Source organism: Corynebacterium gottingense (assembly GCF_002285125.1).
Taxonomy (GTDB): domain Bacteria; phylum Actinomycetota; class Actinomycetes; order Mycobacteriales; family Mycobacteriaceae; genus Corynebacterium; species Corynebacterium gottingense.
In genome coordinates this window covers 83,339-95,424 of the sequence record NZ_NSGN01000002.1, presented here as the reverse complement: position 1 = coordinate 95,424, position 12,086 = coordinate 83,339, and the positions used below count along the sequence as shown (strand labels likewise).

General features: G+C 67.1%; 9 protein-coding genes. 8 read left to right on the top strand and 1 reads right to left on the bottom strand.

Annotation, left to right across the window (positions count from 1 at the left end; translation table 11 throughout):
• The first annotated feature begins 117 nt into the window (after window positions 1-117).
• The gene (gene ilvC / locus CKJ82_RS02590) at window positions 118-1,131 is read left to right on the top strand and encodes a ketol-acid reductoisomerase (RefSeq protein ID WP_095535015.1); all 1,014 of its coding nucleotides are present in this window, start codon (window positions 118-120) and stop codon (window positions 1,129-1,131) included.
• A gap of 92 nt (window positions 1,132-1,223) precedes the next feature.
• Here the strand turns inward: ilvC and CKJ82_RS02585 are convergent, their stop codons facing one another.
• Window positions 1,224-1,904 (bottom strand): hypothetical protein, encoded by a 681-nt coding sequence (locus CKJ82_RS02585; protein WP_095536909.1) that lies wholly within the window; start codon window positions 1,902-1,904, stop codon window positions 1,224-1,226.
• A 305-nt stretch (window positions 1,905-2,209) separates the two neighbouring features.
• Here CKJ82_RS02585 and CKJ82_RS02580 point away from each other — a divergent pair, with 305 nt between their 5' ends.
• From CKJ82_RS02580 to CKJ82_RS02550, 7 genes are all read left to right on the top strand, one after another.
• Window positions 2,210-3,106, top strand: coding sequence for a cation diffusion facilitator family transporter (locus CKJ82_RS02580; protein WP_095536908.1), 897 nt, complete (start codon window positions 2,210-2,212; stop codon window positions 3,104-3,106).
• A gap of 20 nt (window positions 3,107-3,126) precedes the next feature.
• Window positions 3,127-4,971 carry a DUF262 domain-containing protein gene (locus CKJ82_RS02575; protein WP_095536907.1) on the top strand — a complete coding sequence of 615 codons (1,845 nt, stop codon included), beginning with the start codon at window positions 3,127-3,129 and terminating at the stop codon, window positions 4,969-4,971.
• On the top strand, window positions 4,949-5,812 hold the full coding sequence (locus CKJ82_RS02570) for a hypothetical protein (RefSeq protein WP_095536906.1): 864 nt from the start codon (window positions 4,949-4,951) through the stop codon (window positions 5,810-5,812). Before CKJ82_RS02575 ends, CKJ82_RS02570 begins: the two co-directional genes overlap by 23 nt.
• 87 nt (window positions 5,813-5,899) lie before the next feature.
• Complete coding sequence (serA, locus tag CKJ82_RS02565; protein WP_095536905.1) at window positions 5,900-7,483, top strand: phosphoglycerate dehydrogenase; 1,584 nt, start codon at window positions 5,900-5,902, stop codon at window positions 7,481-7,483.
• Window positions 7,484-7,596: 113 nt separating this feature from the next.
• Window positions 7,597-8,613, top strand: coding sequence for a 3-isopropylmalate dehydrogenase (locus CKJ82_RS02560; protein ID WP_095536904.1), 1,017 nt, complete (start codon window positions 7,597-7,599; stop codon window positions 8,611-8,613).
• Window positions 8,614-8,654: 41 nt separating this feature from the next.
• Window positions 8,655-10,172, top strand: coding sequence for a cell wall-binding repeat-containing protein (locus tag CKJ82_RS02555; RefSeq protein WP_240510647.1), 1,518 nt, complete (start codon window positions 8,655-8,657; stop codon window positions 10,170-10,172).
• A gap of 41 nt (window positions 10,173-10,213) precedes the next feature.
• Window positions 10,214-12,085, top strand: a complete 1,872-nt coding sequence (locus tag CKJ82_RS02550) for a DUF294 nucleotidyltransferase-like domain-containing protein (RefSeq protein ID WP_095536902.1) — start codon at window positions 10,214-10,216, stop codon at window positions 12,083-12,085.
• Window position 12,086: the final 1 nt, after the last annotated feature.

The following is a 12,086-nucleotide window of genomic DNA, read 5'->3' as shown; positions in this document are numbered from 1 at the left end:
GCGGTGGCGTAAAGAAGCAATCGCTTGCCGACGCCACAAAATCCCCACACAAACACAAATCTGTGCCATAATATGAAATGGCCGTCCCACATAATAGGAAAGGTGAGTGTTTCACTCATGGCAATTGACGTTCTGTACGACAACGACGCGGACCTGTCCATCATCCAGGGCAAGAAGGTCGCCATCATCGGCTACGGCTCCCAGGGCCACGCCCACGCGCAGAACCTGCGCGAGTCCGGCGTTGAGGTGGTCGTCGGCCTGCGCGAGGGCTCCAAGTCCGCCGCGAAGGCCCAGGAGTCCGGCTTTGAGGTCAAGTCCAACGCGGACGCCGCGGCGTGGGCCGACGTGATCATGCTGTTGGCCCCGGATACCTCGCAGGCAGAAATCTTTAGCAAGGACATCGAGCCGAACCTGAAGGACGGCGACGCGCTGTTCTTCGGCCACGGCCTGAACATCCACTTCAAGCTGATCGATCCGGCCGACACCATCACCGTTGCGATGGTCGCGCCGAAGGGGCCGGGCCACCTGGTCCGCCGCACTTACGTCGACGGCAAGGGCGTGCCCTGCCTGATCGCGGTCGAGCAGGACCCGACCGGCAACGGCAAGGAGCTGGCGCTGTCCTACGCCGCCGCGATCGGCGGCGCACGCGCGGGCGTCATCCCGACCACGTTTGAGGCGGAGACCGTCACCGACCTGTTCGGTGAGCAGGCAGTCCTGTGCGGCGGCCTGGAGGACCTGATCATGAAGGGCTTCGAGGTGCTGACCGAGGCCGGCTACGAGCCGGAGATGGCCTACTTCGAGTGCCTGCACGAGATGAAGCTGATCGTGGACCTCATCTACGAGGGCGGTATTGCCAACATGAACTACTCCGTCTCTGACACCGCGGAGTTTGGCGGCTACCTGTCCGGCCCGCGCGTGATCGACGAGGGTGCCAAGGATCGCATGCGCGACATCCTGAAGGACATCCAGTCCGGCGAGTTTACCAAGCGCCTGGTGGCCAACGTCGAGGGCGGCAACAAGGAGCTCGAGGGCCTGCGCGCGAAGGTTGCAGAGCACCCGATTGAGAAGACCGGTGCGCAGCTGCGCGACATGATGACCTGGGTGAAGAACCCGCTGAACGAGACCGCGTAGACGCACGCGCGACAACATCCGCACGAAAACACCGCCCCAGCATCCTGGTCAGTCCAGGAGCTGGGGCAGTGTTGTGTTGCGCTGTGGCGAAACTAGTTGGTGGCGCCGGAGATAGCGTCGCCAGCCTTGTCGGCCGCGTCGCCTGCAGCGTCCTTCGCGTCGCCCGCGAGGTCGCCAGCCTTGTCGGTTGCGTCGCCTGCGAGGTCGCCAGCCTTGTCGGCCGCGTTGCCAGCGCCGTCCTTCGCGTCGCCTGCGAGGTCGCCAGCCTTGTCGGCCGCGTTGCCAGCGCCGTCCTTCGCGTCCCCCGCGAGGTCGCCAGCCTTGTCAGTTGCGTCGCCTGCGGCATTGCCAGCCTTGTCGGTGGCGTCAGCCGCTGCGTCGCCGGCACCCGCGGTAGCGTCCTCGCTCGGGTCAGCGGTGACGGTCTCGCTGGTGGTCTCCGTAGCAACGGTGGAGGTCTCGGTGACGGCAGCGCCGTCCGAGTCGTCGCTGCCGCCGCTGAAGAGGCTGATCAGCAGCCAGACCAGCAGAGCTGCGACGATCAGGCCGAGCAGCCACTTCCACCAGCCGCCACCGCCGTTGCCGGCGTCGGCTGCGGTGGTGCCGGAGGTTGCCTTCGTGGTGCCCTCAGTCTTGGACACGGTGGTGGAGCCGGTGCCGCGAACGCCGTCCACAGCGTCGCCAGCCTTGCCCTTTGCGGAGGTGAAGGTCTCGCCGGCCTTGTCCTTTGCGTCGTGTGCGTGGTCGCCGATGTGCTTCGCGGCCTTCTCCACGCGGTTCGGATCCTTCGGGTTCGGGTTTGCGGAAGTGATAGTCGTATCCTTTCGTATGTGGCCCCATGCGAGCGGATGAACATTGCGTAAATTGGCTCACTGCTCGAGACCATTGTGCTATTGCGCCTATCAACGGTAGCAAAAGTTGTTGAGGCATCGCCCAAATAGTCAGCAACTTGTACGGTTGTGTGGGGTGGGCAGGGCATAGCGTCGATAATGAGCCCTGCTCACCGCGTGTTTTTTTTGAAACCGGGAGCCGTTTTCATTTAATTGTCATTAACTGTGTGGCAGCTTAGGGTTGAGCTATGGCACACGACCACAACCACGATCACGCCCCGTCGAGCGATACTCCGCTGCGCGCGCTCCTCGTTGCGCTCGCCGTCACCGCCACGGTCTTCGTTGCGGAGCTGGTTGGGGGATGGCTCGCCGGGTCCATGGCGCTCATGGCGGACGCGATGCACATGCTTTCCGACGCCGCCGGGCTCATCATCGCCGTTCTCGCGGTGCTCGTGGGGCGGAAACAGGCCTCGCGCCACGCAACGTACGGCTACCGGCGCGTGGAGGTGCTCGCGGCGCTGGTCAACGCGGTGCTCGTGCTCGCGATCTCTGTGTGGATTGTCGTTGAGGCGATCCGTCGCCTCCGCGAACCCGCCGACGTGCACGGCGGGACCATGCTTCTCATCGCCGTCATCGGTTTTGTGGCCAACGGCATCTCGGCGTGGGTGCTGCACGGTCACCGCGGCGACTCGATCAACGTCCGCGGCGCGTTCCTTCACGTGCTGGTGGACTTGCTGGGATCGGCCGCGGTTATTGTCGCGGGCATCGTGGTCATGGCAACCGGTGTGGCCGTGGCGGACGCCGTGGCCTCGCTCATCATCGCCGCGCTCGTGCTGCCGCGGGCGTGGCAGCTGATGCGCCAATCTGCTGGCGTGCTCCTCGAACAGGTCCCGGAGGGTTTCCGCACCGCCGAGGTGGAGGAGGCGCTGCGAGCGACCGCGGGGGTTGCAGACATCCATGACCTTCACCTTTGGAGCCTCGACGGCGTGAACGTGTTGGCTACGGTGCACGTGGTCGGCGCGGCGGGTACGGATAGTGGGCCGCTCCTAGATGCAGTACAGCACGCCCTGCGCGAGCTGGGCATCGAGCACTCCACGATCCAGATCGAGCGCCCGGAGCACGAATCGCACGAGCAGGTTTGCTGATTCCGTTCTAAGGTTGGGGCATGGGTTTTACAACGCCAAGCTATTCCTTGAAGGACTTGTTCGCCCGTGCTGAACGTGGCGAATTGCAGTTGCCCGACTTCCAGCGTGAATACATCTGGGATGTTGACAGGATTCGCACCCTGGTCACCTCAGTGCTTCGCGGTTACCCCATCGGTTCTTTCCTCGCCCTGGACACCCGAAACGCGCCCATGCGTTTCCGCCCGCGCCCGCTCGACGGTCTGACGACGGGGGATCGGGAGCCGGGGCTTTTGCTTCTCGACGGCCAACAGCGCCTCACCTCGCTCTTCTACGCCCTCAAGGGGGCCGGCGAGATCCCGACGGTGGACTACCTGGGCCGGCGCATCCGTCGCCGCTTCTTCGTCGACGTGCGCGCCGCGGTGGCCGCCGACCCGATGCCGGTCGAAGCGGTCTTTGCCGTCGACCCGGACGGTCAGGTGCGCTCCCACTTCGGCCCGCAGATCGACGGGGGCATCCACTCCCGCGAGGACATGTTGGCGCACGGCGTCGTGCCCGTTTCAATGCTGCTGTGGAAGGAAGGCAACGACCTCCTCATTGATATGGCCGCCGACACGGACGACCCGGAGATGCGCGCCGCGGTGAAGACCTTCCAGAACGAGGTCCTGCGCTGGCTGCCGGCGTACGACGTGCCTGTGATCCGGATTGACCGTGAAACCTCGCAGATCGGCGTCGGCCAGATCTTCGCGCACGCCAACTCCGCCGGTGTGCAGATGGATGTCTTCGAGCTGCTCACCGCCGTATTCGCCACTGAAGACCCCAACTTCCGCCTAGCCGACCACTTCGCGCACATCGAACGCACGCTGCGCCTGTACCCGGCGCTGGACGGGATCGGGCGCATCGAGTTCCTGCGTGGGCTGTCGCTCCTGATCACCAGCAGGAAGGGCAACGCGGTGGGGCACCGCGGCGACATCCTCAGTATCTCGCTGCACGACTACCTGACCCACTGCGACGAGCTGGCCGATGCCTTCGTTGCCGCTGCCGAGTTCCTCGCGGAGCGCTGCATCCTGGCCATCGACCAGGTCCCGTACTCCTCGCAGATCATTCCGCTGGCCGTCATCCTCGCGCGACTGGCCGAGCAGCCCGGACTGCTGGACGAGAAGGAGCCGCGCGACCGACTCAACCGTTGGTACTGGTCCGGCGTGTTCGGCGAGCTCTACGGCGCACACGCGCCGACGATTCGCGCCGGCCTCGACGTCACCGAGGTCACCCCCTGGGTCCGCGGGGACACCGACGAGGTGCCGCGCACCGTGGGCGACGCGCAGTTCCACGAGTCCCGCCTGCAGTCCGCGACGGCGGAGAGCGGCGTGTACCGCGGGCTGTACTCCCTGCTGATGGCCCGCGGAGCGCTCGACTGGCGCACCGGGAAGCCGCTCAACCGCGACACCATCGCCGAGCTGCAGCCGCGCTTCCACACCGTCTTCCCGCGCGAGTTCTGCCTGCAGGCCGGCGCGACCGAGGAGCTGGCTGACTCCGTGCTCAACCGCACCCCGATGGGGCGGCGCACCGACGTGGTGATGGAGAACAACGAGCCGAAGCGTTACCTGCCGCGCCTGCAGTCGAAGTCCCTGATGGACGACGCAGAGTTCGACGCAATGCTGGAGGGCCACGAGATCCGCCCGGCCGACCTGTTGAACTCGGACTGGAACAGCTTTATCCATGACCGCCGCGACCGTTTCGTGGGCATCATCGAGTACGCGCTGGACAAGCCGGTCGTCCGCGACCTGGGCGGAGCCCTCGGAGCCCTCGGGGCCCTCGGTACGCGCACGGTGGACGCCTGCAGCACCAATCACGCAGACGGGGAGAATGGCAGCGAAGCAGAAAGCTAGCCGGGGCCTCGCCGCGGCGATGTGCTGCGTGGCGCTCGCCGTCGGCGGGTGCGCGGGCGAGGACACAAGTACCCCGTTGGACCAGGCCCGGGCCGCGAATCAGTCGCGGCACGTCTCCACTGCGTTTGATGATCACCCGGTAGTACTCGATGACACGAACGGGCTTGTCAGCTCCGAGTACTTCTTCAACACGTCCGAGACGTTGGTGGTGTCGGATTCCAGCGTGGAGGCGCAGTTGCGGGCGGCGTCGATTGCCGCGTACGCGCACGCGCCGATGCTGGTCTACGACGAGGACCACCACGGGCAGATCACGCAGGAAGTGAAGCGTCTGAAAACGTTTACGCTGCTCACAGTGGGCGATGTGGCGATCGCGCCGGCGTCCGGGAGCGTGCGCGTCTACCGCGATCCGGGCGGGATCGACGCGCTGGGCAAGATGACCTCGGTACGGTTCCACGAACGGCCCGTGCACGACCCGGCGGACGCGCAGGAGGTGATCGCCGACCTGGATACGTCGGTGCCGACGTGGCTGCACGCCAATTGGGCGGAGCCGCAGGTGATGCCGAACGCGGTGGCGAAGCCGTTCCCGGTCCATTCGCGCCGCGATGCGGATATGGCGCCGCAGGTGGTGGCCACGCGGGCGTCGTCAATTGCTTCGATTGCAAACGCCCGGGCGTTCGGCGCGCGGGTCACGATGGTGGACAACCCGGACCCCCGCGAATCCGAGGACACGCTGCTGGCGATGGCGGGCCTGGCGGACGCACCGCTCATTGCGCTCGGGACGCAATTCGAGCCGGCGAGCGACATTCCGGAGCGAATTATGCAGGCGGAAGAAAAATATTAGCGCGGATGGCAGACAAGCGTGCCTGCGGACATTAAAGTTACCCCCGTACCTATTCCTTTATTGAAATACCGCAGGAGACGATCCCCAGTGTCCAAACCGGTCGTGCTGATCGCAGACAAGCTGTCCCAATCAACCGTCGAAGCGCTTGGAGACTCCGTGGAGGTGCGCTGGGTCGACGGTCCGAACCGCGACGAGCTGCTCGCCGCGGTGCCTGAAGCGAACGCACTGCTCGTGCGCTCCGCCACCACCGTGGACCGCGAGGTGATCCAGGCGGCGCCGAACCTGAAGATCATCGGCCGCGCCGGCGTTGGGCTGGACAACGTAGACATTGACGCCGCGACCGAGCGCGGTGTCATGGTGGCCAACGCGCCGACCTCCAACATCCACTCCGCGTGCGAGCACGCGATCGCGCTGCTGCTGTCCACCGCGCGCCAAATCCCGGCGGCGGACAAGACGCTGCGCGACGGCGAGTGGAAGCGCTCGTCGTTCAAGGGCGTTGAGGTCTTTGGCAAGACCGTCGGCATCGTCGGCTTCGGCCACATCGGCCAGCTTTTTGCGCAGCGCCTCAGCGCGTTCGAGACCACCGTCATCGCCTACGACCCGTACGCGAATCCGGCGCGCGCCGCGCAGCTCGGCGTTGAGCTCGTGGAGCTGGAGGAGCTCATGGGGCGCGCCGACTTCGTCACCATCCACCTGCCGAAGACGAAGGAGACCGCGGGCATGTTCAATGCGGACCTGCTCTCCAAGGCGAAGGAGGGGCAGATCCTCATTAACGCGGCCCGCGGCGGCCTGGTGGATGAGCAGGCGCTTGCCGACGCCATCGTGAACGGCCCCATCCGCGGTGCCGGATTCGACGTGTACGCCACCGAGCCGTGCACCGACTCGCCGCTGTTTGCCCTGGACGAGGTCGTCGTGACTCCGCACCTGGGCGCGTCAACGGTGGAAGCGCAGGACCGCGCGGGCACGGACGTTGCGGACTCGGTACTCAAGGCCTTGGCCGGCGAGTTCGTCGCCGACGCGGTGAACATCACCGGCGGCCGCGTGGGCGAGGAGGTCGCTCGCTGGCTCGAGCTGTCGCGCAAGCTCGGCCTCATCGCCGGCGAGCTGCTGGACGGCGCGCCGACGTCGCTGAAGGTGACCGCGCGCGGCGAGCTGTCCACGGAACAGATTGATTCGCTGGGGCTGTCCGCTGTGCGCGGCCTGTTCTCCGGCATCATTGATGAGCCGGTGACGTTTGTGAACGCGCCGCAGATCGCGCAGTCGCGCGGGCTGGAGTACTCGGTGGAGACGCAGACGGAGGCGCGGGCGCACCGCAGCGCGCTGGAGGTCCAGGTGGTCTCTGCGGCGGGCAACGCCGTTTCGGTCACGGGCGCGCTCACCGGCCTCGAGGGCGTGGAGAAGATCGTGCGCATCAACGGCCGCGGCGTGGACATGCGCGCGCAGGGGCGCAACCTGTTCTTCCAGTACACGGACGCGCCCGGTGCGCTGGGCACGGTGGGCAGCAAACTGGGGAACAAGGGCATCAATATCGAGGCCGCCGCGCTCACGCAGGCGTCCAAGGGCGATGGCGCAATCCTGATTCTGCGCGTCGAGGCCGAGGTGCCGGAGGCCCTGGTCAACGAGATTGCACAGGAGCTCGGCGCCTCCGCGCTGCAGATCGACCTGGACTAGGTCGTTCCGGGCTGGACTCGGTCCTGAATCCTTTTCCGCGCAGCGCCGATTTTTCGCCGGCGGAGCTGTTACGCTATCCCGTAGTCCAATATGTGGGAAAGGAATCTCAGAAAATGAAACTGGCTGTGATTGCTGGCGACGGCATCGGGACCGAAGTCATGGCGGAGGGCCTCAAGGTGCTCCGCGCTGTCCACAACGACGTGGAGACCACCGAGTACGACCTTGGCGCGCGCCGCTACCTCCGCAACGGCGAGCTGCTCACGGACGCGGACCTGGACAGCCTGAAGTCGCACGACGCGATCCTTCTCGGGGCGGTTGGCGACCCAGCCAACGTCCCCGCGGGCGTGCTGGAGCGCGGTCTGTTGCTGCCGCTGCGGTTCAAGCTTGACCACTACGTCAATCTGCGCCCGTCGCGGTTGTTCCCGACGTCGACGAGCCCGCTGGCCAACCCCGGCGACGTGGACTTCGTCGTCGTGCGCGAGGGCACCGAGGGGCTCTACGCCGGCAACGGTGGCACGCTGCGCCAGGGCACCGACCACGAGGTGGCCTCCGAGGTGAGCCAGAACACCTACTTCGGCGTGGAGCGCGTGGTGCGCTACGCCTTCGAGCTGGCCATGACGCGTCGCAAGAAGCTCACCCTGGTGCACAAGACGAATGTGCTGGTGAACGCGGGCGGGTTGTGGCAGCGTGTCGTCGATACGCTTGCTTCGGAGTTTCCCGAGGTCGACGTGGACTACAACCACATCGACGCCGCCACGATCTACATGGTGGATGACCCGTCGCGCTACGACGTGATCGTGACGGACAACCTGTTCGGCGACATCCTGACGGACCTCGCGGGCGCCATCACGGGCGGCGTGGGGCAGGCGTGTTCCGGCAACATCAACGCCGCGGGCGAGTTCCCCTCCATGTTCGAGCCGGTGCACGGTTCGGCGCCGGACATCGCGGGGCAGGGGATAGCGGACCCGACCGCGATGATTCTTTCCGTGGCGATGATGCTGCGCTTCCTCGGCGATGAGGAGAACGCCACGCGGATTGAGCGCGCGGTTGAGGATGAGGTGGCTGCTCGCGACGGCGGCGCGGTGCGCACCGAGGAGGTCGGAACCCGGATCGCGGCAGCACTGCAGTAATCTGTCAAGCAGCTTTAGACAGATGAAAGGTGCACTCCCGTATGAGCGTTCCCGCGATGTCCGCCAGCACGAACCGAGCCCGTAGGAAGGTAATTGGGGCGGTGGGGCTGGCCGTAGTGCTGGCCTCCAGCCTCGCCCTGACCGCGTGCGGTGAGGGCGGCGTCGGCGCGGGATCCTCGCCGCAGCCCGACAAGCTGGAGACGCATGGTGCCGAGGCGATTGATGACGCCGACGGCTCCGGCGTCGAAGTGTCGCGCCGGCTGTTCGACGCCGCCGACACCGCCGTGGTGTCCGGCCCGAAGCGTGAGGACCAGCTGAAGGCCGCTGCGCTGGCGGTGGACAAGGGGGCGCCGATGCTCGTGCGCTACCCGGCGACGGGCGACGCGGTGAGCGCGGAGCTGGAACGTCTAGGCGCCGACGAGGTCATCGAGGTCGGTGCGAACGCGCAGGACACCGCCGACGACGCCACCGAGCCCGTGCAGAGCGACGCGCCGGAACAGGACGTCGCCGCGATCGCAGCGCTCGATGCGCCGAACAAGGGCGAGCGCGAGCTCCCGCCTATGCTCGCCACCGCCGAGACCTCGCGCGCGGCGGCCGCGACGGCGCGTGCCGCAGGCGCTGACGTGCAGGTGGTGGCGTACCCGGATCCGCGTGTGACGTCGGAAAGCATGCGTACCGTCTCCGACCAGGACACGCTCGCGCTTGGCCTGCAGTGGGGCGGCACCGATGCGTTCGCGCGCCGCGTGGAGCTGGCGGGCAACGGCGAGCTGCCGGGCGGCGGCGGCCTAGTCTTCCCGGGGCGCAGGATGATCGCGCTCTATGGTCACTCGTTCGCCCCCGAGCTGGGAGTGATGGGCGAGCAGCCGCCGCAAGAGGCTGCCGCGATGGCCAAAGACTACGCCAGCAAGTACCAGCCGTTGGCAGGGGAACCGGTCATTCCGGCGTTTGAGATCATCGTGACCGTTGCGTCCAACTCGCCGGGCGAGGACGGGGACTACTCCAACGAGGCGCCCGTGGAATCTGTCGTGCCGTACACCGACGCGATCACGGAGGCGGGCGGCTACGCCGTACTGGACCTGCAACCGGGCCAGGGCGACTTCCTCCACCAGGTGCAGATGTACGAGGAGCTGCTGAAGCGACCGAACGTCGGCCTTGCACTCGACGCCGAGTGGAAGCTCAACCCGGGCGAGGCGCCGCTGTCCCGCGTGGGCTCCGCCACCGCCGAGGAGATCAACGTTGTCGCCGATTGGCTCGCGGACCTCACGCGCGACAACAACTTGCCGCAGAAGGCGTTTGTGCTGCACCAATTCCAGGTACAGATGTTCCCCGACCGGCAGAACATCCGCACCGATCGCGACGAGCTCGCGTACGTGCTGCACGCCGACGGGCACGGCGACCCGGGGCAGAAGTTTGATACCTGGAACATGCTGCGGGAGGGCCTGAACCCGCGCTTCTTCATGGCGTGGAAGAACTTCCTGGACGAGGACGCCCCGACCTTCAGCCCGGAGCAGACGTTCAACGACGTCCAGCCCCGCCCGTGGTTTGTGAGCTACCAGTAAAGCCGCTGATATTGTGCGCTGCCCCACGCTAGTGTTGGGGCATGAGCGTCGAACTTGAAGAAGTCGCAGGTTTCCTCGGCCAGCACGAGCCGTTCTCGCACCTGCCGGAGGAAGTGCTCGTCGGCCTGCCTGCGCAAATGACAGTGACGTACGTCCGTAGGGGCGAGACGATCGTGGCGCCCGGGCAGATTAACGACGCACTCCACATCATCCGCTCCGGCGCGGTGGACATCGTCTCCGGGGACGGCGTGCTGCTGGACCGCCGCGATGCCGGCAAGAATTTTGGCTACTCCACGCTGCTCGGCGCGCGGGAATCGCAGTACGGCATGGTCGCGGTGGAAGACAGTTTGCTCCTGCTGCTGCCGCGCGCGTCGTTTAGCGAGCTCCTTGCCAGCTACCCGGACCTGGGGCGATTCTTTCAGTCCGCCTCGCGCCGTGTGCGCGCTGCTGCGGAAGAGGTCCGGAGGTCGAGCTCCGCGGAGGTGCTGCGCACCGAGCTGGGCCAGCTGCTCCGCGACCGCAAGCTTGCCACCGTCCACCCCGGCACCTCGATTGCAGAGGCCGCTGCCGAGATGGACCGGCAGGGCGTGACGTGTCTGATCGTCGCCGATGCAACGGGGACGCAGCGGCCCGGCATCCTGACGGACCGCGACTTGCGCTCCCGCGTCGTGGCGCGGTGCAAGGACCCGCGCGGGCCGGTGCGCGAGGTGATGACTGCGCCGGTGCGTACCATCGGCGCGGACGCCCTCGTGTTCGAGGCGATGTTGCTCATGGGCGAACTCGGCGTGCACCACCTTCCGGTCACCGGCACGGGCGGGATCGTCGGCGTGGTGACCTCTAGCGACATTATGCGCCTGCTCCAGGCGGACCCGATCTACCTCGCCGCCGACGTGGAGCGCAGTAGCCGCTCCGGCCTTGACGGCGCTTTTCGCCGCGCCGCCGAGGTGTCGGCGCGATTCTTCGAGCGCGGGGCCACCGCCGCCGAGTCGCAGCGTCTGCTCACCTCGATCACTGACGCCATCGCGCGGCGTCTGTGCGTCCTGGCCATCGAGGAGCTCGGCCCGCCGCCGGTCCCGTTCGCGTTCGTCGCCGTGGGCTCGCAGGCGCGCGGCGAGATGGGGCCGGCCTCGGACCAGGACAACGCGTTGGTGTTGGGCAACGCGTACGACCCGGAGGCGCACGGCGAGTACTTCGCCGCCCTCGGGAGGTTTGTTTGCCAGGGGCTCAGCGAGGCGGGGCAGGCGCTGTGCCCGGGCGAGATGATGGCGTCCAACGCGGCGTGGCGGATGACGCAGGCACAGTGGGAGCGCACCTTCCACCGCTGGGTGACCGCGCCCGACCCCGACGCCTTGCTGCACGCGCAGGTCTTCTTCGACTTCCGCACCGTGTTCGCCTCGGACGACGCGGCGCGGGAGGTGGCCCGGGAGGTGCGCGAGTCCGCACTCGCGTCCGCGCACGGCTCGCGGCGGCTCCACACCCATTTGGCGGCGTTGGCCACGTTCCGCGAGCCGCCGATCGGGTTCTTCCGCGGGCTCGTCGTCGAGCGCGGTGGCGAGTACGCCTCCACCCTGGACGTGAAGCGCGGCGGGACCGCGGCGGTCGTCCAGATGGTGCGCCTGTACGCCATCGTCGCGGGGGTTGGGGAGGTGGCGACGAGGGAGCGCGTGCGGGCGTCGATAGGCACTGCCCTCTCCGAGAAAGGGGCGCGCGAGCTTCTCGACGCCTCCGACTACCTCTCCGACCTGGTCCTTCGCCACCAGGCGCGGCAGCTGCGCGCGGGCGAGCGCCCCGACTACCACATCGACCCGCGCGAGCTCACCGAGCGTGACCGCGCCGCGCTGCGCGACAGCTTCCGCGTGATCAAGTCGCTGCAAAATGCGCTGGCCAGCAAGTACCCGGTCCAGGCGGTGTGAC